Annotated in this window: 18 protein-coding genes; 6 read left to right on the top strand and 12 right to left on the bottom strand. The window is 60.7% G+C overall.

Features of this window, described 5'->3' with window-relative positions:
- Positions 1-69: 69 nt before the first annotated feature.
- Entirely contained in the window at positions 70-924 is an 855-nt protein-coding gene (locus ACIOJF_RS02965) for a phosphotransferase (RefSeq protein WP_105656747.1), read from the bottom strand.
- Positions 925-1,018: 94 nt separating this feature from the next.
- Between ACIOJF_RS02965 and ACIOJF_RS02960 the strand changes: the two genes are divergently transcribed.
- Positions 1,019-1,621: a class I SAM-dependent methyltransferase gene (locus ACIOJF_RS02960; protein ID WP_402741170.1), complete on the top strand. Its 603-nt coding sequence runs from the start codon at positions 1,019-1,021 to the stop codon at positions 1,619-1,621.
- Between the two features lie 108 nt (positions 1,622-1,729).
- On the opposite strand, the gene acnA is transcribed toward ACIOJF_RS02960, so the two are convergent.
- From acnA to ACIOJF_RS02945, 3 genes are all read right to left on the bottom strand, one after another.
- Positions 1,730-4,465: an aconitate hydratase AcnA gene (acnA, locus tag ACIOJF_RS02955; protein ID WP_208294266.1), complete on the bottom strand. Its 2,736-nt coding sequence runs from the start codon at positions 4,463-4,465 to the stop codon at positions 1,730-1,732.
- 164 nt (positions 4,466-4,629) lie between these two features.
- Positions 4,630-5,952, bottom strand: a complete 1,323-nt coding sequence (locus ACIOJF_RS02950) for a class I SAM-dependent RNA methyltransferase (RefSeq protein ID WP_332486022.1) — start codon at positions 5,950-5,952, stop codon at positions 4,630-4,632.
- Between the two features lie 30 nt (positions 5,953-5,982).
- Positions 5,983-7,977 carry an APC family permease gene (locus ACIOJF_RS02945; RefSeq protein ID WP_332498797.1) on the bottom strand — a complete coding sequence of 665 codons (1,995 nt, stop codon included), beginning with the start codon at positions 7,975-7,977 and terminating at the stop codon, positions 5,983-5,985.
- A 145-nt stretch (positions 7,978-8,122) separates the two neighbouring features.
- Here ACIOJF_RS02945 and ACIOJF_RS02940 point away from each other — a divergent pair, with 145 nt between their 5' ends.
- On the top strand, positions 8,123-8,800 hold the full coding sequence (locus ACIOJF_RS02940; RefSeq protein ID WP_332731217.1) for a TrkA family potassium uptake protein: 678 nt from the start codon (positions 8,123-8,125) through the stop codon (positions 8,798-8,800).
- 16 nt (positions 8,801-8,816) lie between these two features.
- Positions 8,817-9,482, top strand: coding sequence for a TrkA family potassium uptake protein (locus ACIOJF_RS02935; protein ID WP_105656752.1), 666 nt, complete (start codon positions 8,817-8,819; stop codon positions 9,480-9,482).
- On the opposite strand, the gene ACIOJF_RS02930 is transcribed toward ACIOJF_RS02935, so the two are convergent.
- The 4 genes from ACIOJF_RS02930 to dut all read right to left on the bottom strand — a co-directional run bounded on the left by ACIOJF_RS02930 (position 9,479) and on the right by dut (position 11,848).
- A complete protein-coding gene (locus ACIOJF_RS02930; RefSeq protein ID WP_402741169.1) occupies positions 9,479-10,210 on the bottom strand; it encodes a DUF3159 domain-containing protein in 732 nt (243 codons plus the stop codon). The two genes, ACIOJF_RS02935 and ACIOJF_RS02930, sit on opposite strands and share 4 nt — an antisense overlap.
- 61 nt (positions 10,211-10,271) lie before the next feature.
- Positions 10,272-10,646: a hypothetical protein gene (locus ACIOJF_RS02925; RefSeq protein ID WP_105656753.1), complete on the bottom strand. Its 375-nt coding sequence runs from the start codon at positions 10,644-10,646 to the stop codon at positions 10,272-10,274.
- 3 nt (positions 10,647-10,649) lie between these two features.
- Positions 10,650-11,351, bottom strand: a complete 702-nt coding sequence (locus tag ACIOJF_RS02920) for a DUF3710 domain-containing protein (protein ID WP_402741168.1) — start codon at positions 11,349-11,351, stop codon at positions 10,650-10,652.
- Positions 11,352-11,389: 38 nt separating this feature from the next.
- Positions 11,390-11,848 (bottom strand): dUTP diphosphatase, encoded by a 459-nt coding sequence (gene dut / locus ACIOJF_RS02915; protein ID WP_402741167.1) that lies wholly within the window; start codon positions 11,846-11,848, stop codon positions 11,390-11,392.
- A gap of 140 nt (positions 11,849-11,988) precedes the next feature.
- Between dut and ACIOJF_RS02910 the strand changes: the two genes are divergently transcribed.
- Positions 11,989-12,522, top strand: a complete 534-nt coding sequence (locus tag ACIOJF_RS02910) for a DUF3093 domain-containing protein (protein ID WP_332486014.1) — start codon at positions 11,989-11,991, stop codon at positions 12,520-12,522.
- An 87-nt stretch (positions 12,523-12,609) separates the two neighbouring features.
- On the opposite strand, the gene ACIOJF_RS02905 is transcribed toward ACIOJF_RS02910, so the two are convergent.
- On the bottom strand, positions 12,610-12,909 hold the full coding sequence (locus ACIOJF_RS02905) for a DUF4193 family protein (protein ID WP_105656757.1): 300 nt from the start codon (positions 12,907-12,909) through the stop codon (positions 12,610-12,612).
- 260 nt (positions 12,910-13,169) lie between these two features.
- Here ACIOJF_RS02905 and sepH point away from each other — a divergent pair, with 260 nt between their 5' ends.
- Complete coding sequence (sepH, locus tag ACIOJF_RS02900) at positions 13,170-14,237, top strand: septation protein SepH (RefSeq protein ID WP_402741166.1); 1,068 nt, start codon at positions 13,170-13,172, stop codon at positions 14,235-14,237.
- Between the two features lie 89 nt (positions 14,238-14,326).
- Here the strand turns inward: sepH and ACIOJF_RS02895 are convergent, their stop codons facing one another.
- The 3 genes from ACIOJF_RS02895 to ACIOJF_RS02885 are packed head-to-tail and all read right to left on the bottom strand — an operon-like array spanning position 14,327 to position 18,813.
- The gene (locus tag ACIOJF_RS02895) at positions 14,327-15,511 is read right to left on the bottom strand and encodes an alkaline phosphatase family protein (RefSeq protein WP_133834268.1); all 1,185 of its coding nucleotides are present in this window, start codon (positions 15,509-15,511) and stop codon (positions 14,327-14,329) included.
- Between the two features lie 2 nt (positions 15,512-15,513).
- The gene (locus ACIOJF_RS02890; protein ID WP_105656760.1) at positions 15,514-16,101 is read right to left on the bottom strand and encodes a DUF5998 family protein; all 588 of its coding nucleotides are present in this window, start codon (positions 16,099-16,101) and stop codon (positions 15,514-15,516) included.
- Between the two features lie 51 nt (positions 16,102-16,152).
- The gene (locus tag ACIOJF_RS02885) at positions 16,153-18,813 is read right to left on the bottom strand and encodes a GNAT family N-acetyltransferase (protein WP_105656761.1); all 2,661 of its coding nucleotides are present in this window, start codon (positions 18,811-18,813) and stop codon (positions 16,153-16,155) included.
- 98 nt (positions 18,814-18,911) lie between these two features.
- Between ACIOJF_RS02885 and ACIOJF_RS02880 the strand changes: the two genes are divergently transcribed.
- The gene (locus tag ACIOJF_RS02880) at positions 18,912-21,545 is read left to right on the top strand and encodes a DNA topoisomerase (ATP-hydrolyzing) subunit A (protein WP_402741165.1); all 2,634 of its coding nucleotides are present in this window, start codon (positions 18,912-18,914) and stop codon (positions 21,543-21,545) included.
- The last annotated feature ends 70 nt before the right edge of the window (positions 21,546-21,615 follow it).

Genomic DNA, 21,615 nt, shown 5'->3' with positions numbered 1-21,615 from the left:
CGTGCTGGTGCTAATTTCCTAGCAATGACGTTCACTACCCCGAACGCATGTGCCCGTTCGCGTGCGAGCCTAGTTGCGGTCCAGCGTATCGGCCAGCATTTGCAGCCCTTGCGCTTCGAAGGATTCATCTCCAACTTCATAAGACCAGACGGCCGTGCCCAGGCCTTCACGTAGTTGCATCATTTTCCATGATAATTCTTCGCGCGGATCATAGCCGTAGCCCTGAAGGAAGGCTTGTTCCAGCTCCGGATGCCCCACCCACTGCTGTAGTGAGAGTCGCGCGAAGTCGCTGGAAGCTGGACGGAATTCAAAACGTCCAAAATCAATGACTTTCAGTTTTCCTTGGTCTACGAGCCAATTACGAGGCTGCCAGTCTCCGTGCGTTGGGACGACGGCCACGGATTTAGGCTCGTAGCTGGTGAACAGGTCCCTGATCTGCCGGCACCGTGAAGCACCGATGCGGTGCTTGCGTTCAAGCAGCTGAAGGAATTTTGCCGTCAGCCGGGCTTCGTAGCCATGAGCAACACGCTGTTCTTGATCGTGCAGCAACCTGAGCGCGTGTCCCGCCTGTCGATGCGAATCCGGCGCGTATTCATGTTCTGTCCCTACGCACAGTTCTCCGGGTTGGTAGTCCAGCACTGCCAGGCGGTGCACATCGCTTGAAAAACGCAGCCGCGCGGCCAGCCCGGCTTCGGCAAGTACACGCGTGTACCGGCGATGTGCTTCCAGCTCCCGGATGATGTGATGGTTGCTTTCGCCCGCGGTCTTGAGCACGAAGTGCTTTCCGGCTGCATCCAAATGGAGGACTTTAATGTCTGTCAGCCCCCAAGACATGTCCGAAACGACTGTTGCCTCTCCGAGCCAGGAACGCACTTGGTGCACTTGGCCCGCATTCAGCAGATCTTCAAGGGCAGGTGACGTCATCGGAAGTTCCTCTCCGCCAACAGTTTTCTGGAAGTGATTCCCGAGTCTAGCAATTGATCTCCAGGCTCCCTGCGGGCGGCGCTAAGCTGAGCGTATGCCATCTTCCTTCGATCCTCATCACGTCTCAGCGAGTTATTCGAGTCTCGCCAGCGCCTATATCGATCTGTTCGCTTCGCCCGAGCAGGCGGAGCTTGAAGACCGGGAGCTGATTGCGGCGTGGGCGGGGCAGCTGGAGGGGCCGGTCCTGGACGCTGGCTGCGGGCCTGGGCATTGGACACAGTTCATCGCCGATGCCCATCGGCCGGCTACAGGCGTTGACCTCGTTCCGGAGTTTCTGCACTTCGCACGGCGCAACTTCCAGAAGCCCGATTTCCTGCGTGCGGACTTGGCACAGTTGCCGTTCGAAGACCACCATTTTTCCGGGGTGCTCGCCTGGTACTCGGTAATCCATGCTCCTCCAGCCGAGCTTCCGCAGCTGTTGGGCGAGTTTGCCCGGGTGCTCAAGCCACGCGGCAAGCTGCTGCTCGGATTCTTTGCCGGGGATCAGCTAGAAGCCTTTGGCCACCAGGTCGCCCCGGCCTGGTATTGGCCGCCCGGGGAATTGGAGCTGTTGTTGGAAACGTCAGGCTTCAGCGTGCTGGAAGTTGGCACCCGCACCCGGTCCACGGCCCGCACCCATGGTCAGCTGAGTGCGTAAAAGGCTGGTTAAAAACCTGAGACCCAAGGCAATTGCCTTGGGTCTCAGGTTTTCCCGCGATGCGGAACTACTTAGAGATTCGCTTCGACCGGAGCCGAGGTGGATCTGCTAGTTGGCAGCGGCGATCTGGCGCAGTACGTACTGCAGGATGCCACCGTTGCGGTAGTAGTCAGCTTCACCTGGGGTGTCGATGCGCAGAACTGCGTCGAACTCGGTAACCTTGCCGTCTTGTGCGGTTGCGGTAACCTTCAGGGTCTTCGGGGTGGTGCCGTTGTTCAGCTCGGTCACGCCGGAGACAGCGAAGGTCTCGGTTCCGGTCAGACCCAGCGAATCAGCGGATTCGCCCTCTGGGAACTGCAGCGGCAGAACGCCCATGCCGATCAGGTTCGAGCGGTGGATACGCTCGAATGATTCGGTGATGACGGCCTTGACGCCCAGCAATGCGGTGCCCTTGGCAGCCCAGTCACGCGAGGAGCCCGAGCCGTATTCCTTGCCGCCAAGAACGACCAGCGGGGTGCCGGCAGCCTTGTAGTTCTCTGCAGCGTCGTAGACGTAAGCCTGCGGAGCATCAGCCTGGGTGAAGTCGCGGGTGAAGCCACCCTCGACGCCGTCCAGCAGCTGGTTCTTGATGCGGATGTTGGCGAAGGTACCGCGGATCATGACTTCGTGGTTGCCACGGCGCGAGCCGTAGGAGTTGAAGTCCTTGCGATCCACGCCGTTCTCGATCAGGTAGCGGCCAGCCGGGGTTTCCGACTTGAACGAACCTGCAGGCGAGATGTGGTCGGTGGTCACCGAGTCGCCCAGCTTCAGCAGCACGCGTGCGCCGCTGATGTCCTGGACTGGCTGCGGCTCGGCGGTCATGCCGTCGAAGTACGGTGCCTTGCGTGCGTAGGTCGACTTCTCGTCCCATGCGAAGGTCGAACCCTCCGGGGTGTCCAGTGCCTTCCAGCGAGCGTCGCCTTCGAAGACTCCGTCGTAGCCCTTGGCGAACATTTCCTTGTCGATCGACGAGTCAATGATCTCCTGGACCTCGACAGGCGATGGCCAGATGTCCTTCAGGAAGACATCGTTGCCCTCGGCGTCCTGGCCCAGTGCGTCGGTCTCGAAGTCGAAGTCCATGGTGCCAGCCAGTGCGTAGGCGATGACCAGTGGCGGGGAAGCCAGGTAGTTCATCTTCACGTCTGGGTTGATGCGGCCTTCGAAGTTGCGGTTGCCCGAAAGAACTGCGGTAGCTGCGAGGTCGTTGGCGTTGATGGCCTCGGAGATCTCGGCATCCAATGGACCGGAGTTGCCGATGCACGTTGCGCAACCGTAGCCAACAACGAAGAAGCCGAGCTTCTCCAGGTATGGCAGCAGGCCGGACTTCTCGTAGTACTCGGTAACGACCTTCGAGCCTGGCGCGACCGAAGTCTTGACCCATGGCTTGGAGGTCAGGCCCTTGTCAGCTGCGTTGCGAGCCAGTACGGCTGCGGCCAGCATGACCGAAGGGTTGGAGGTGTTCGTGCACGAGGTGATCGAAGCGATCGAAACCAGGCCGTGGTCCAGGGTGAACTGGGTGCCATCTTCCTTGGTGACATCGACGGCTACCGACGGGCGGCCAGCGCCCTGGGTGTCGTCGGCGTTCGATACGTAGTTGTGCAGGTCCTTGCGGAACTGTTCCTTCGAGGAAGACAGCTCGATGCGGTCCTGTGGACGCTTCGGGCCGGCGATCGATGGAACCACGGTCGACAGATCCAGCTCGAGGTATTCCGAGAAACGGATCTCGCGGCTTGGATCGTGCCACATGCCCTGTTCCTTGGCGTAAGCCTCGACCAGTGCCACGTTCTCGTCGCTGCGGCCGGTCAGGCGCAGGTAGTCGAGGGTGACATCGTCGATCGGGAACATCGCGGCAGTGGAGCCGAATTCTGGGGACATGTTGCCGATGGTTGCACGGTTGGCCAGTGGCACTGCTGCCACGCCTTCGCCGTAGAACTCAACGAACTTGCCAACAACGCCGTGCTTGCGCAGCATTTCGGTGATGGTCAGCACCACGTCGGTTGCGGTGGCGCCAGCTGGGATCGAGCCAGCCAGCTTGAAGCCGACAACGCGTGGGATCAGCATGGAGACAGGCTGGCCGAGCATTGCTGCCTCGGCTTCGATGCCGCCAACGCCCCAACCCAGCACGCCCAGGCCGTTGACCATGGTGGTGTGGGAGTCGGTGCCTACGCAGCTATCCGGGTAAGCGCGCAGTACGCCGTTGACCTCGCGGGTCATGACGGTGCGTGCCAGGTACTCGATGTTGACCTGGTGCACGATACCGGTGCCCGGTGGGACGACCTTGAAGTCATCGAATGCAGTCTGGCCCCAGCGCAGGAACTGGTAACGCTCGCCGTTGCGCTGGTACTCGATCTCCATGTTGCGCTCGACAGCGCCTTCGAAACCGAAGGTGTCGATCTGCACGGAGTGGTCGATGACCATTTCGGCTGGTGCCAGCGGGTTAACGCGGGTTGGGTCACCGCCGAGGTCCTTGACGGCCTCGCGCATGGTTGCCAAGTCAACGACACAAGGCACGCCGGTGAAGTCCTGCATCAGCACACGTGCAGGGGTGAACTGGATTTCGGTGTTCGGCTGAGCCGAAGCATCCCACTGACCCAGTGCATTGATGTGCTCGTTGGTTACGTTCGCGCCGTCTTCGGTGCGAAGCAGGTTCTCAAGAAGAACCTTAAGGCTGTAAGGAAGGCTGTCCGAGCCTTCAACCGTATTTAGTCGGTAAATTTCGTATTCGGTTCCATTGACGTCAAGTACGCCCTTGGCACCGAAGCTGTCCACATTGCTCACGTGGGACTCCTCTCGCCAGACACTCATTCTGTTGCACACGCACACTGTAATTCCAGTTAGGAGTTCCTAACTGAGATAGTCAGGCTCCTAGCGTGGCAGAGCTAAAAACAGTCTATCGCCTAAGCTCATAAAAAGACTCCTCGGAATAAATTTTCATCCGAATTCGTGTCTAATCGGACAATTTCAGGTGTTTAACGGCGCACGAAGAGCCCGATGGACTCCATATGGTGGGTATGCGGGTACAAATCGTGAATCTCCATATGCTCTAATTCGTAGCCGCGGCCCATCAAACGCGCGGTATCACGGGCGAAAGCCGCAGGGTCGCAGGACACGTAACAAATCCGGGATGCAGCAATGGAAGCCAGCTCCGCAGCCACCTGCTTATCGATCCCGGTGCGGGGCGGGTCAAGTACCACGGCGTCCAGGGAGGCATCCCCGGCGACCTGCCGTAACACTCGCTCAACACGGCCTCGGATCACCGTGGCCTGCGAATAGGAGCGCAGATTCTTCTTCGCATCGGCATGCGTGCCCGGAGCGCCTTCAATTGAGAAGACCCGGCCCTGGGAGCCAACTGCCTTAGCCAACGGGACGGAGAACAAGCCAGCACCCGCATAGAGGTCGGCGATTTGCTCGCCAGCGGCTGGCTCGGTCAGTTCAACTACGCGCTGGGAAAGCAGGCTGGCCGCCTCTCGATGCACCTGCCAGAAGCCTTCACCGGTAATCCGGAACTTCTCCCCCAGTACCTTTTCGGTCAGGAACGCCGAACCAGCCAAGGTCTGCAAGCTGCCTTTGCCGTCAGCCGCCGAGCCGCCCCGCTGGCTGAAAGCGGCGACATTGACACCCTCCGGGAACTGCTTTGCCACCTTTGCCGCGGCGCCGGTACTTGCTTCAGCCAGCAGGATCAGCACGGTCTGGTCATCCTGGCTGGATACCGCAGCCTCGACACGCTCGATTCCGCTGTAGTCCACAGAGTATAAGCCGGTGGCCTCGATAGCCGGATGGGCCAATGGCATCTGCGCGATGCCGGTCAACTGGTTACTGCGGAATGCGCTCATCGCGAGCTTGCCCTGTGCGTCCACCGAATAGGACATCCGGGTACGCCAGCCCAGGCCGTCGGCCGCGCCCTTGACCGCTTGCACCGCAGGGAAGTTGTAGTCCTCCGCCTTCAGGCCGCCTAGACGGGTCATCTGCTCGGCAGCAACCTGCGACTTGAGCTCACGCTGGTGCTCAAGGGTGATGTGGCCGAACTCTGCGCCACCCACCGGGTCACGATGCTTCAGGGCATCAGCGGCATCCCAGAAGTGGGGCACGCGGTGCTCGCTGGCTTCGAGCACCTCGGCGACGTCGGCACGCCAGAATTTGGCCTCCGGCGCACTGTCCGTCAGGCGCACATTCACCAACTCTCCGGGAATGCCGTGGCGCACGAAGATCACGCGGCCCTCATGGCGGGCGACGGTGTGGCCGCCATGGGCAATCTTGCCCAGGCGGACGGTGAGCATTGGTGTTTCAGTCATCGATCTTGTCTTTCATCAGAAGCATTGAATTCAGCGGTGTGCCGAAGATTCTTCGGTCGGCCCGCCGCCCAGGGCATGCGAAGCACTGAGCAAGCGCCATGGAACCGAGGCGATCAAGACGCCCGGTTCATAGTGCAGCCGGTTTTTCACTCGTAAAGCGGTTTGGTTGTGCACCAGCTGTTCCCACCAGTGGCCCACTACGTATTCAGGGATGTACACGACGATCAGTTCCCGCGGGGATTCACGCTTGATGGAACGAATATGCTCAATCAGCGCCCCGGGGATATCGCGGTACGGAGAAGCCAGGGCGGTGATCGGCACCGGAATCTGCAGGCGTTCCCAGTCCCGGAGGGTCTTTTCGGTTTTGCTTCGTTCCACATCCACGATGATTGCTTCGAGCTTCGAGGGACGCGAAGCTCGGGCGAAGGCCAAGGCCCGCAGCACCGGCTTGCGCACGGTGGAGACCAGCACCAGTGCATGCACCCGGGAGGGCAAGGCCGTGGCGGCAACGTCCTCATCCACCGCCAGCTCGTCGTCAACCTTCTGGTAGTGGCGCTGCAGTGAATCCATGATCAGCATCAAGGCCGCAATGCCCAGCACGGCCAACCACGCGCCGTGGACCAAGCGGGTGGCCAAGACGACCACCAGCACCAGTGCCGATAGGATCAGGCCCACCAGGTTCAGCAGGCGCTTGCGCTGCTTGGCCGCACGGATCCTGCGGTCGGCAATGGGAACCAGCACGCGTTTCCAGTGCTTGAGCATGGCCAGCTGGCTGAGCGTAAAGGAAACGAACACGCCCACCACGTACAGCTGGACCAGCAAGGTGACATCGCCTTGGAACAGCAGCACCAGTGCAATCGCGGCAACGCCCAGGGACAATATGCCGTTGGAGAAGCCCAGCCGATCACCGCGGGTACGCAGCTGGCGTGGCAGGAAGCCGTCGGTAGCCAGATGGCTGGCCAGCAGGGGGAAGGAGTTGAAGGCCTGGTTTCCGGCCAGCAGCAGCACGGCAATGGTCAGCACCGAAACAATGACCAGGCCGAAGGTGAAATCGCCGAACACGGCTTGCGCCAGCTGGCCAAGGACCGGGACCTGCACAAACCCTTCAGGGATCGGGGCACCGTCGAGCAAGAATGAGGCCTGCGGGTCGGCGACGACCTTGATGCCGGTGGCACGGGCAAGCATCAGCGTGCCAAGTGTCAGCACCCCGGAGAGCAGGCCCAGCACCAGCAGGATCCGCGCCGCGTTCTTGGCCCGCGGCTTGGCCAGGGTCTGCACGTTCGAGATCGGGACCTCGATACCGGTCAGCGCCGCCGAACCCGTACTGAAAGCACGCAGGATCAGCAATGCACCGACGACACCGTGCAGCCCATTGGCAAACTCTTCTTCCGGCACAATCGTGAAATCCGCGCTCGGGGCAAGCCCGAGGGTACCGGTCAGCGCCATCACCCCGCCGATAGCGACCAGCAGCAGCATGCCGATCACGAAGAGGTAGACCGGAATGGCCAGGGTCCAGCGCCCTTGTCCCCTGCCGCGCAGATTACCGACCACGAGGAATGCGACAAGTCCAGCAGCCACCCAAGCCTTGTACTCGGCCACTGCAGGGAAAATAGCGGCGAGATACAGGGCAGCTGATGAGCTGGACACAGCAACGGTGAGCACGAAGTCGACCAGTAGCGCAGCGGCGACCGCTGTTCCCGGGCGCGCACCCAGGTTCTTCTTCACGATCTCGTAGTCGCCACCGCCAGAGGGGTACTCCATGACCGATTGCCGGTAGGACAGCACCAGCACCACCAGCACGGCAAGGACAGCAAGTCCGACCATCGGCGAAAGCGCGGTGGCCGCGATGCCCGCAATGGCCAGGGTCAGCAAGATTTCGTCTGGCGCGTACGCCAAGGACGACAGGGCGCTGGACGAGAAAATCGGCAACGCGACGTTAGGTGGCAACGGCTTCTTTTTCAGCTGTTCAGTTCTGAAAGGCCGGCCCACCAAGATCCGCTTCAGACCGTCAAATAATGCAGGCACGACACAACGTTATCGCAGGGTGCAAGGCACATGGGTGCTGCACCACCGATAAACTGGGTGCGATCAGCGCTATTGTTGCATTCGGAGCACACAGCTTGTGTGCGCCACTGGACATGCAGCAAGCAGTAGACCCAAGGAGTTCTCGGTGGCACATTTCGTGATCATGGGGTGCGGACGCGTCGGTGTCTCGCTAGCCCACACGCTGGATTCAGCGGGGCATTCCGTGGCAGTCATTGACCAGGACCCGCATGCCTTCCGCCGGCTGAGCAAAGGCTTCTCAGGTTCCACGGTGACCGGCATGGGGTTCGACAAGGACACCCTGGAAGCTGCCAAAATCGATGAGGCCTATGCCTTCGCCGCCGTATCCAGCGGTGATAATTCCAACATTCTCGCCACTCGCGTATCGCGCGAAACCTATAACGTCCCCCATGTCGTGGCCCGCATCTACGATCCAGGGCGCGCCGAGATCTACCAGCGCCTGGGTATCCCCACCGTGGCCGCGGTCCGTTGGAGCACCGATCAGGTGCTGCGCCGGATCCTGCCCGACTATTCGATGCGCGGTGACTTCCGGGAGCCATCGGGGCGCCTGGTGCTTTCCGAAGTTGCCCTGCACCGCGACTGGTATGGACGGCTGGTCAAGGAGCTGGAAGCGGCCGCCGGGGTACGAGTGGCCTATCTGACCCGCTTCGGCGAAGGCACCATCCCCGAGGGCCGCACCCGATTGCAGGGCGGCGACCTGGTGCACGTGATGATGCGGCTCGATGAGTCCAAGGACATCGAAAAGATCCTTGCCAGCCCGCCGGCTGCGCAGGCCAACGAATAATCTGAGAGGCACCCCCATGAAGGTCATGATTGCCGGGGCCGGCTCGGTCGGTTCCTCCATTGCCCGCGAACTTGTGATCAACCATCACGAAGTCCTGCTTATCGACCTGCAGCCGGAAATGGCCGAGCGCGCCGACCTGGAAGCGGTGAAGTGGCTGATTGGCGATGCCTGCGAATTAGCTGTCTTGCAGCAGGCACAGCTGGAAGAGTACGACGTGGTCGTTTCGGCAACCGGCGATGACAAGGTGAACCTTGTGGTCTCGTTGCTGGCCAAGAGCGAATTCGGCATCCGGCGCACCGTAGGCCGCGTGAACAATCCGAAGAATGAGTGGATGTTCGATGACGCCTGGGGCGTAGATGTAGCGGTCAGCACCCCGCGGCTGATGACCGCGCTGGTGGAAGAAGCCGTGGAGGTGGGCGACCTGGTGCGGCTGCTGACGCTGAAGACCGGCGAGGTCTACATGGTCGAGTTCACCGTCCCGCACGATTCGGCGTTGATTGGCCGCAGCATCGGGCGCATCTCCTGGCCCGAAGACACCACCATGATGGCAGTGGTTCGTGATAAAACGCCGTTCCCGCCCAGTGCCGATGATGTGATTGAGGGTGGCGATGAAATCTTCTTCATCACCACCCCGCAAGCCGAAGCCTTGTTGCGCCGCACGCTGCGCGACGCCACCCGCTAGACGGCTTGTGCTGGAGGGCTGGTCCCGTTGCTGGCTTCTGCTGCAGGCTTCGAGACCAGCCAGGCAAACCAGAGCCCCGCTGCATACAGCGGCACCCCCATCAAGGCGCGGGCCAAGCCCAAGGCCACGACGTCATCTGCGATGTACATCGGGATCTGCACTGCAAGGCGCAGCGCGAAAACAGCAATGATGATCCAGGTGGCCACCTGGTAGCGGCGCAAGCGCGCGGGTTTCTTGCGCCACTCGGTGCCTTCATTGCGGATGAACCCGAAGAGCAGGCCGATCAGCGGCCAGCGGGCCATCACCGAAATCAGCAATCCCGCCAAGTAGGCGGCCGATACGTAGAACCCTGGAATGTAGTAGTCCTTGGCATTGCCTGAATTGCGTGCGGCGAAGGCGCAGATCAGGATGCCGATCAGCCCGGAGCCGGCCTGGATCAGCGTCGAGCGCTTGGCTAGGCGGATGATCATGAACACCACGCCAAGACTGATCGAAGCGATCAGCCCCCAGCCCAGATTGGAGGTCAGCGCGAAGACCATGATGAACACGAAACCGGGAAGCACCGTTTCCAGGATTCCGCGCACGCCACCGACGGTGGAGAGCAGATCTATCCCGCCGTCGGCATTTTGCGCGATGTTGGCGTTCGAGCCAATCATTTTCGCGAAGCTTGGATGCTTTGCTTCCGGCGTGGATCCATCTTCCGGACGCGATTCGTCGTTGTTCATCATGTTTTCTTCCAGTTAGACGCCAGCATGCTCTCGTTCCCAAGACCTTGAGGGAACGCGCGGATCACCCGCGGGCCTCCGGCACGATTACGTAGCGCGGATTAAAGATCGTCGGAACTTGATCCACGGGAGCGACCATTCCCGAGTATTCCACCTTCACGCCCGGCTTGATTCCCGGAACGGATTTCTGGCCCATGAACGCCAAACGCACATGCGGTACAGTCCCGCGACGAGCAGACACCGCACCGAGCCGGTCGACCACCACCGCGGTCAGCGTGGGTGCGACGTGTGGCGCGGAATAGCTAACCGATTGGATGTAGCCCGTGTGCTCCACCCTGCCCTTGACAGGCAGCTGTTCCAAGCTGTCCAGCCGCTGGTAGCTGAGCTTTTGGCCCGAGGGGCCAAGCAGCGCAGTGACGGGTTTGTCCTTCAGCGACATGCATTAGCCGATCTGGGTGATCTCTGGTCCGCGTTCTGGACGCTTCAGCTCAGAGTTCTGCTCAGGGTTCTGCTCAGTGCCTGCCGGGCGGGCCTGCGCATTGGCCGGAACACTCAGGGGCAAGAGTTCGGCCGGTGGCAGTGGCTTGTCGCCGCGGTTGACCACGACAGTGCGCAGGATCCCGTCAACGATGCCAGCCGCTTCTTCGTCTCCAATGGCAGCGCCGCCAATGACCGCACGCAGGAACCAGCGGTGGCCGTCGATGCCGACAAAGCGCAGGGCGACATGCCCGGCGCGACCATCAGGCAGCTGCTGCGGCACCTTGGCGAGCAGCTCCTGGCCGTAATCGCCGTCGCGGGTGAAAATTTCGCCGTTCTGGGCACTGATATCGCTCTTGATCTTGTCGCTGATGCCAGGCCACAGCGATTCGGACTTCGAGGAAGAGAAAGCCATCAGCTGGATACGCGACTCGGCGATCTCCAGCGACACCGCGATGACACGCTTGTTGGACTCTTCAACGTCCATGCGGACCTTCAAGCCTGCTACTGGCTTGATCAGGATCGAGCCGAAGTCAAGGTATTCCTGCGTATTCTCGACCTCGCTGTAGTCGAACGGGCCGTCCTTCGGCTCGGCCTCGCTCTGGCCTGCCTCAGCAGCTGGTGCGTCGACTGGCTGGTCTTGGGCTTTCTTGCGCTTGAAAATCATGGTGTCCTTAGAAAATCTCGTCTTGCACTCAAGGGTACTTACTTGGAACTGAATCCGCCGGTCGAACCGAACCCGCCAGCGCCGCGAGCACTGCCGTCCAGCGAATCGACTTGGATGAACGCTGCCTGCTCGACTTTCTGGATTACCAGCTGGGCGATTCGGTCGCCTCGGCTGACTTCGAAAGACTCAGACGTGTCGGTATTCAGCAAGGTGACCATGATCTCACCACGGTACCCCGCGTCAACAGTACCCGGTGCATTCACAACGGTAATGCCGTGCTTAGCAGCCAAGCCGCTGCGCGGATGCACGAGACCGACATAGCCATGCGGGATGGCCAGCGCAATGCCTGTTGGAATGAGCGCGCGGGCGCCAGGCTCCAGCACCAGCGACTCGCGAGCATGCAAGTCAGCACCGGCATCTGACGGATGCGCGTAGCTGGGAACCGGCAGTTCGGTGTCAAGCATCTTGATGGCAATGGAAATTGATGGGTCACTCATCGGTGTAGGTCTTCCCCCGGAGTTATGTGAAATAGTCACTCGATAGTTTCTCGTGGCTAACTCTATCGCGCGCGCAGGGCAATCCCCTGCCGCCAGCCCCGAGGTCATGGAACCAGGAAATATTGCCTAAACTTGGAACCATGAGTAATTCCAGCCCCGAGGGTTCGAACGTCCTGTACAGCGAAAAGCTCTGGCCATCGGCCAGCACCTGGATTTGGCCGATCATCATTTCCATCACCGCAGGTATCGCAGTAGCACCGATTAACAGCACCCTTGGATGGGTTGCCGGTGGCGTAGTTCTGATTTCACTGGTCGCGGTGTTCCTACTGCGCGTGCCAGCCATCGAAGTCACCGATGATCTGGTCACCGTTGGCCGGGCCAGCATTGAACGCAAGTACATCGGCAACGTCGTCGGCTACCGTGGCGACGAAGCTTTCAAGCAGCGTGGACAGAAGCTTCACGGCTTGGCCTACATGCTGTTGCGTGGCTGGATCGACGGTGCCGTGCGCATGGAAGTGACCGACGAGCGAGACACCACGCCGTACTGGCTGACTTCCACCCGCCGTCCCGAAGAGCTGGCTGCCGCACTCTCGGGCGTGATGTACGAATTCACCGAGGAAGGCAAGGCCGAAGCAGCCAAGCAGGAACAGGCAGAAGACGCTTCAGGCGAATAGCATTCACGGCTCCATGGAATAAAGCGATGGCGTCCTGGACCTTCCGGTCCAGGACGCCATCGCTGTCAGAACTGTTGCGTAAGCTTCCTACCCTTCGCACTCGCTGCAGAATTTCTGCCCGTTGTCTTCACGGGCCAGCTGCGTGCGGTGACGCACCATGAAGCAAGATGCGCAGGTGAACTCGTCTGCCTGCTCCGGCAGGATCTCGATGCTCGCTTCTTCCTGCGATGCTTCGCCGCCGGGCAAAACATATTCCTCAGCCAAGGGTGTTTCGGCCTCATCGACCAGGTTGGCCATGGCTGCGGTCTTGCCTGCCTTGAGCTGAGCGATTTCCTTGGCTCGTTCCGCTTCTGACATTGCCACGGGTGCAGCAGATTCATTTGCCATAATCGTTTTTCGCTCTTTCCTGCAGGTCTTCGTCCTAGCCGGCTGCTTCACAAGGTGAAAACTTATACCGGCATAGAAGTATAGCGTTATTCCGGGTCATCCATTCCCGTTCTTGCCACGCTATGCCATGGGCGGAAGGTTCAAGGAATTACTGCGTGAGGTTGATGACTAATCTTGCGCCACACCCTGCGCGGTGGTAGGAATTCAGGCCTCGAGGTGGCAGAGTTTTACACAGGAAATAGAGCGTGTGGAGGGTAGGAATGCGTCAGCTGAGACTGGTAGGAATTCATGAAAATGGTTCCAGCCTGCAGGTCAGCAGCGACGACGGGATGAGCTTCGAGCTACCTGTTGACGATGCACTGCGCAGTGCAATGGCCGAAATTGCCCGTTCGCGGGCTCCAAGGAACCGTGAGGAGTCCTCGGTCCATTCGCCGCGCGAAATTCAAGCGCGAGTGCGCGCTGGTGCTTCCGCCTACGATCTGTCTCTCGAGTGGGATATCCCAGTCGAGGACATCGTCAAGTACGAAGGTCCGGTACTGGCTGAGCGCGAACACATCGCCGAGCTAGCACGTCGTGTCGAGGTTTCAGGACCACAAACCGATGCCGAATACCGCGAAGTATTCGGCGAAGAGCCTGCGGATCTTGGTTCCATGGTGGTCCACCGCCTGCACCAGCTGCACATCGACGCCGACTCGGCTCGATGGAACGCCTGGAAAGATCCAGAAGGCCAATGGATCGTTACCGTGCAGTTCGATTCCCCGCTGCCGACCGAGAATGTCGAGTCCCTGGGCTCGGATTCCACTGAAGCTTCCTCGAACAGTGCGCGGTGGGCATTCACCCCGGCACGCAAGTCGTTGAAAAATCTGAACCGCTGGGCACAAACCTTGAGCGAACAGGTGGCCCCTGAGTACTTTCGCCCGGTCTCTGCGCTGAACCAGCCAGAGCCTGAGCCGGCTCCTGCAGCCAGCACCCCGGAACCGGATGAGACCGAAGAACTGGTCACGTTGCTGAACGCTCGTCGTGGGCAGCGCACGAAGGACCAGGATCCGGAGCGCGAGTCACGCTACAACGAGATCATCGAACGCAGCATGAGCAAGTACGACGCCGACGATGAGGACTCGCTGCCGCACCTTCCGCAAGGAATTTCGGCACGCACTTCGCAGCTGGTGGTCGTCACCGATCAGGATGCCGACGGTGCGAACAGCACTGAGGACAAGCCGTCCGAGCAGAATGCCGAGGAGTCCGCTCCGCGCAAGGCCAAGCGGTCGTCGGTCCCCAGCTGGGATGACATCATGTTCGGCAAGCGCAAGAAGGACACCGATTCCTGACGCGCCGCCGAGCTAGAGCGCATACGGGTGCGGGAGCAGCATTTATTCAATGCTGCTCCCGCACCCGTATGCGCTTGTTCCGTTGAGAACTAGGTGGTGCGGTGCACCAGCAGCGGGATGAAGCGCTCCCCCGCAGTGAGCGATCCGTGCTGCCCTACCATGTCAAACGCCATCGGCGTAACGCGTCGGCCGTCGTAGAAAGCGATAGCTTCCGCTGCCAGAATCATCAGATCACCCAGCCGGGCTGCATGCTCTTCGGTAATGGCGCCGAAGTAGCCCAGTTCAATGGCTTCCTCGCGCGTCATCACCCAGGCTTTGGTGCCGTAGGCCTGCTGCCAGGCCTCGCGTACGCGTAACCGGCTAGCCGCGTCGGTCTGCGTGTCGAAGGTCAATTGGACTCCACGAGGTTCGCCGCTGGTCAGCTCCACGCCTTCGATAAGCTCCGGCTGCTGGCTGTAGTCGATGCGTTGGGATGCGGGGATGTCCACCATTCCATGGTCACCGGTAATTAGCACCGTGGTTTCTTCTGGCAGCTTGGAGACCAGGTTCTTAATGACGTAATCCAACTCTTCGAGCGTGTCCCGCCATTGGCTGGAGTCCACGCCGAATTTGTGTCCGGCCTTGTCCAATTCATTGAAGTACGTGTAGACCAGCGAATTGCGGTTCGACTCGAAAATGGTTCGGGTAGCACGCGCACGGGCCGCAGGCTGGTTCGCCGGCACGAATTTGGGGCCGCGCAACGACGCGCGAGTCAGGGCCGACTTGGCGAACATCGGAATAGACACGGTAGCCACGTGGATGCCGTGCTCGGCGACTTTCTGGAATACGGTCGGGCGAGTCTGCCACGCTTCGGGGTCCAAGTCCCCTGGCCATCCTCCGAGCTGGTTAACTACACGGCGCTTGGCCGGATCGATGACGTCATAGCCAACCATTCCATGTTCGCCGGGAGCCAGGCCCGTGGCCAGGCTGCTCAGGGACGTCGCGGTGGTGGAAGGGAATCCCGTTCCCAGCTTCTGCCCCTTTTCGAACAGGCCGCGCAGGAAGGGTGCATGCCCGAGATGGCTTTTGAGCTGGTTCCAGCCCAGTCCGTCAACCATAATCAGTGCCACACGTTTTGTCGGGGCAAAGCCCAAAGCGTTCTCGTAGCCCGGAACGCCCATTGCAGCGGCTGCCGACGGAAGGATCTCCGACAGTGTAGCTTGGCCGTATTTGGGCGCGTCCGGGATTTTCTGTGCCGGGACAGGCAGGTTGCTGCGTTTCTGTTCCTCGATCATGCTCAGGCGATCGTGGCCAGGCGCAGGCGGACAGCGAATTCCCGTGCCTTGTTCACGGCCTGCTGGCCGTCGGCCTCGGCGCTGACGCGGATGACCAAGTCCTCAGGCTGCGAGGTGCCGTTCAGCCCGTGGTCGGCATCGCACTGCGGATCGGCACAGGCGGCAGGGGCCAGATCAATCCGCTTGGTTCCGTTCCAGGACAGTCCAAAGGTCAATTCCTTGACCGGGTCAGCGGCCGAGTAATGCTGCGGCTGGTGGTAGACGTAACTGGTGGCAACCGAGGCGATGCGGGCCAGGGAAATCATTTCGACGGAGACCTGCGCCATGACGTCCTTGCCGTGGTCGTCAAGCTGCTGGTCATCGACGTGCACAATGAAAAGCACCTTTTCACTCATCACCATAACGGTGATATGGCGGTGCACTTCCGTATGGTCGAAGTGAGTTTCCAGATGTACATAGTGGTCAAGCACTGGTTGGCCCATCATGGCTTCAGCCAGTACATCCTGGACCATCTGCGGATAAAAACCCGCACGGACCAGATCATGCTGAAGCTCAGCGCCAGGAGTGGTCGAATACGTTGGAGAACTCATGCCCCAATTCTACTCAGTCGCCACAGGCAATTCACGTTTCGGCGATTGCACTCAATTACGCAATGCCCGGCGGACGCTATCTGTGCGTTGCTCAGCGTTGCTGATCTGGATGTTCACCGCCAGCACGCTCAACGAATCGGTGGCAACGGTGATCGGCGCGAATTTGGCAACGGTCACTTCAGGATGGTTGTCCTTGAAGAGCGAGACGCGGGTGATGAAGTCCTTCAGGGCATCAAGATCCACCGCCGGCAATCCCTGGTAGCCGAAGAGCCGCACGCTGCTGCGCGGACGGCGGATGAGCTGTTCCAGATCATGGGTGGAGAACGGCGCCACGCCGTGGGCCCAATCATCGAGCAGGTTTACCGGATCGCCGCTGAGCCCGAAGGAAATGACTGGACCAAGCAACGGGTCTTCCACGGCCTTGACCACGCAAGCCTGGCCAGCAGGAGCCATGCTCTGCACTTCCAGGGAGTCCACGCCGTAAACCGCCATCAGCGACTTCATATGCGTGAAGTTCGCTTCCAGGCTCTGCTTGTCCGGGATGCTCAAGCGCACGCCGCCCAAGTCCAGGCGTTGGCGCAGATCAGGGTCGTTGGCTTTCAGTGCCACCGGCCAGCCGAATTCTTCGGCCGCCGCAACAGCTTCTTCTGCGGTGTGCACCACCCGATGGGACAGGAACTTGATCCCGTAGAAGTCCAGCAGCTTCTGCACCTGCGCGTCGTCCAATTCCAGCAGGTTGGTCCCCGAGATGGTCTGCACCAATTCATCAAGGTACTCCGCGGCACCGTCCACGTCGATTCCAGCTGGATCCTTCATCGGCTCGTAGGGAACGTCAACCCACTGCTGGTATCCATAGGCCTTGGCCAGGGCGCCGATGACGGTGGTTGGCGAGGTGTATACCGGAATCCCCTGCTTCAGGCCGCCAGTAATTTTCGTATCCGCCAGGCCCGGAACCAATGCCACCACTGGTTTTGGCTGGCCAATGAACTCCTTGGCGACCTTCAGAACTGCGCTGGTATCCAGCTCCGAGTAGGGCAGGTGCGCCAGCAGAATGGTGTGGATCTGCGGGTCTTCCACCAGTTCCTTGATCCGGGCGCGCAGCACCGGAATGGCCTTGGACTGGCCCATGCTGTAGTCCAGCTCTTCGCTCTGCACGACGGTGTTCAGGTTCCTGTCCTCGGCGACGTCGCACACCACCTCTGCGATGGTCGAGGAGTTGGACAGGATCGCAACGTTCGGGCCCTTCGGCGCAGGGAAGACCGAAAGCAGGGCCGTGACATCCAGCAGCTCTTCTGATGAACGCACGCGAATCACGCCAGACTGGCGAAGAATTGCGTTCATTGCACCTGGTGGCGCTTGGCCTACGCGCACCGAGTGGCCCGGAGGAAGGCGGCGGCCCATCACATCGGATTTAGCCACGATCACAGGCTTGCTGCGGGCCAGGCGCCGGGCGATGCGTGCGAACTTGCGTGGGTTGCCAAAGGATTCCAGGTACAACGCGACAACATGGGTACGCAGGTCGTCCTCAAAGAACTGCATCGCGTCGTTGCCGGATACATCAGCGCGCAGGCCTGCGGAAATGGCGCTGCTGGGGCCAACACCTTGCTGCAAGGCCACACCCTGGATGATTGTGCCCATGGCGGCCGATTGGGTGAAGAATCCGACGTTTCCGGATGGCGGAACGTGGTGGCTTCCGGTGGCATACAGCTTCACCTGCGGGTCGGTATTCATCAGCCCGGCAGAACCCGGCCCTACCACCCGCATGCCGTTGGCACGAGCCAGCGACACAAGTTCACGCTGGGCACTCAACCCTTCCGGAGTTTCGTAGCCGGTGGTCATGATGACCAGGGATTTGACCCCGTGGGTGGCGCAGTCCCCGATGGCTTCCATGACCCCTTCGCGCGGAATGCACAGGAAGGCGACATCCACCGGTCCCGGGATTTCGGTGATCTTCCCATAGGCCACCATGCCGCCCACTTCCAAGGCCGCATCGTTCACCGCATACACGGCACCGGTGTACCCGGATTCCACAATTTGTTCCAGCACGTCGTGCCCCAGCTTGCCCCAGGTGCGGCTGGCTCCGATGACGGCAACGGACCTAGGCGCCAGAAGAGCAGCAACACTGCTCGCCTCGGCGCGGTGTTCTCGCGCCTCGGTCACTTCGCGGGATTTCTCGGTGGGACTGATGGAAAATTCGAGCATGACTACGCCGTCTTCAAAATGCCGTGCGACCGCGTACCCGGCATCGGAGAAGACGGTGAGCATCTTCCGGTTCTCTGGAAGAACCTCGGCCGAGAACTTCTCGATGTCGTTTTCACGGGCCGCCGCGGCCAGATGCTCCAAGAGGATCGAGCCGATACCAGTGCCCTGGTATTCGTCCGAGACGTTGAAGGCGACTTCCGCCTCCCTCGGGTCATCCAAGCGGTCGTAGCGGCCGACGCCGATGATCCTTGCGCCACGAACCACGGTGAAGGCGACGCGATTCACATGGTCGACATTGGTGAACCGTTCGAGCTCTTTAGGGGTCAGTGACGACTTATACGTAAAATAGCGTAAGTAGACTGACGTCTCAGACTGCTGCTTGTGCATCTCCTGGAGCGCTTGGGCATCCTGCGGAGTAATCGGCCGCAGGTGTGCAGTTGTCCCATCGCGAAGCACAACATCTGCTTCCCAATGCGCCGGATATGCCGCCGAAAGTTTACGATCCACCATAGGCTTAGGATAGTCGGCAGTTCGGCGTTGCGCCCAGATGCAACACGAAGATTCGGCAGTTCCGGCCCTAAGACAGTAGATGAAGGACGAACAGAGTAATGGCTCGTAAGAAGTCTGAAGAGATTCCAGCGGATTTCGTTGAAAATATCGTCGATATAGACGTCACCAATGAAATGGAATCATCCTTCTTGGAGTATGCCTACTCGGTGATCTACTCCCGCGCGCTTCCCGATGCCCGTGATGGGCTAAAGCCAGTTCAGCGCCGCATCCTCTTCCAGATGGCGCAAATGGGCTTGCGCCCGGAGAAGGGCCATGTCAAGTCCGCCCGCGTGGTCGGCGAAGTGATGGGCAAGCTGCACCCCCATGGCGACACCGCGATCTACGACGCCATGGTCCGCCTGGCCCAAGACTTCTCCCTTCGGCTGCCATTGATCGATGGCCACGGAAACTTCGGATCGCTCGATGACGGCCCGGCAGCCCCGCGTTACACCGAGGCCCGTCTGGCAGCCTCCGCTGTTGCCATGACCGCTAATCTGGACGAAGACGTCGTGAACTTCGTCCCGAACTACGACAACCAGTTCATGCAGCCCGAAGTGCTGCCAGCAGCATTCCCCAATCTGCTGGTCAATGGCACCACCGGCATTGCCGTGGGCATGGCCACCAACATGGCTCCCCACAATCTGGGCGAAGTTGTCGCTGCTGCGCAACACCTGCTCAAGGAACCTGACGCCACCGTCGAAGAACTCATGAAGTTCATTCCGGGCCCGGATTTGCCCTCGGGCGGCAGCATTACCGGTTTGGACGGCATCAAGGATGCCTACCGCACCGGTCGTGGCTTGTTCCGCACCCGAGCTACCGTGGCCCTGGAGAAGATCTCCGCACGCAAGTCGGGCTTGGTTGTCACCGAACTGCCTTATGGCGTGGGCCCTGAAAAGGTCATTGAGAAGATCAAGGATGGCGTCAACAGCAAGAAGATCTCCGGCATCTCCGATGTTGTCGACCTGACCGACCGGCATCACGGCCTGAAGCTGGTTATCGAGCTGAAGAACGGTTTCAACCCGAACGCCGTCCTGGCCAGCCTGTACAAGTACACCCCGATGGAAGACTCCTTCGGCATCAATAACGTTGCCCTGGTCGACGGCCAGCCACGCACCATGGGGCTGGGCGAGCTGCTCACCGTGTATGTGGACCACCGGCTGGATGTTGTACGCCGTCGCACCGCGCATCGCCTGGCCAAGCGTGAAGACCGTTTGCATCTGGTGGAGGGCCTGCTGATTGCCATCGTTGATATTGACGATGTCATTGCCATTATCCGTTCCTCCGAGCAGACCGCAGAAGCACGCGAACGCCTGATGACGGTCTTCGACCTGAGCGAGCCGCAGGCCAGCCACATCCTGGAACTGCGGTTGCGCCAGCTGACCAAGTACTCCACGCTGGAGCTGGAGACCGAAGCCGAGCAGCTGCGCAACGAAATCGAGGAACTGCGCGCCATTTTGGAGTCCGATGAGCTGCTGCGCACCCTGGTTTCCGATGAGCTCGGGGAAATGGCCGACACTTTCGGCACCCCGCGCCGGACCAAGCTGCTGAAGTCTGCTCAGCTGGCACCGCTGAAGGGCACCGCGTTGCCTGAAGAAGTCGGGACAGGCAAGAAGGCCAAGTTGGCCATGGAAGTCTCCGACAGCCCGTGCTGGGTATTGCTCTCGGCCACGGGGCAACTCGCCCGGACTCCTGATCGGGACGTCGTGGACTACTCCGCGGCGCGCATCAAGCACGACGTGCTCACCTCGCAGGTTGCTTCCAGCGCCCGTGGTGAGATCGGAGCGCTGACGAGTACCGGACGGATTATTCGCATCTCGCTGATCGATGTTCCGGTGCTTCCCGAATCCCATGGCTTCCCGCAGCTGGCCCATGGCGTGCCGATCTCCGAATTCCTCAAGCTGGGCAAGGGCGAAAGCGCGGTGGCACTGGTTCCTCTGAACCAGGTGATTGCCGTGGGCACCAAGAACGGTGTGGTCAAGCGGGTCACCCCGGACTACCCGCTGAACCGTGACGAGTTCGAGGCGATCACGCTCAAGGACACCGACGTCGTGATTGCCGCGGCGCCGGCCGAGGATGCCGATGAGCTGGTGTTCCTGACCAGGCAGGCTCAGCTGCTGCGTTTCAGCGCTTCGGCGGTGCGTGCCCAGGGCCGCACCGGACAAGGCATGGCCGGCATCAAGCTCGCCGCCGATGACCAGGTGATCTTCTTCGGTGTGGTTCCTGCCGGTGCTGGCGACGCGGTGGTAGCCACGATCGCTGCCGGTTCGCAGACCCTTCCTGGCACCTCGGGCCAGTCGGTGAAGCTCACCGACTTCTCCGAGTTCCCGGCGAAGGGCCGCGCCACCGCGGGCGTGCGCGCTCACCGTTTCGTCAAGGGTGAGGACTACCTGCAGCTGGGCTATGCCGGCCAGGGTCCTGCGCGTGCCAGCTCCACGGCAGGCGTAGTCCGTGCTTTGCCTACCGAATATGGCAAGCGCGATGGTTCGGGCGCGCCTTTGGCCCAGTCAGTGAACATCATTGGCGGAACCATTGCCGGCGGGCACGATGCTTCTGCAGCACCTGCTGCCCAGGACCTCCAGGCAACCGCGCGGCAAGAAGCGTTGATTCCCGAGCCAACCAAGGCAAAAGCGGCCCCGGCCATCACGCCGGGCGAAGACGCGCTGCCTTTCGACGACGGCGGAGTAATCCTCTAATCCAGCAGCGCCAGAACTGAACGCGGCGTCGTTTCCACCTCCTATCCGTGGGTGGAAGCGACGCCGCAGT

The organism is Glutamicibacter sp. NPDC087831 (genome assembly GCF_044742845.1).
Taxonomy (GTDB): Bacteria; Actinomycetota; Actinomycetes; order Actinomycetales; family Micrococcaceae; genus Glutamicibacter.
Note: the sequence above shows the minus strand (reverse complement) of the source record. Positions and strands in the feature narration are given on the sequence as shown.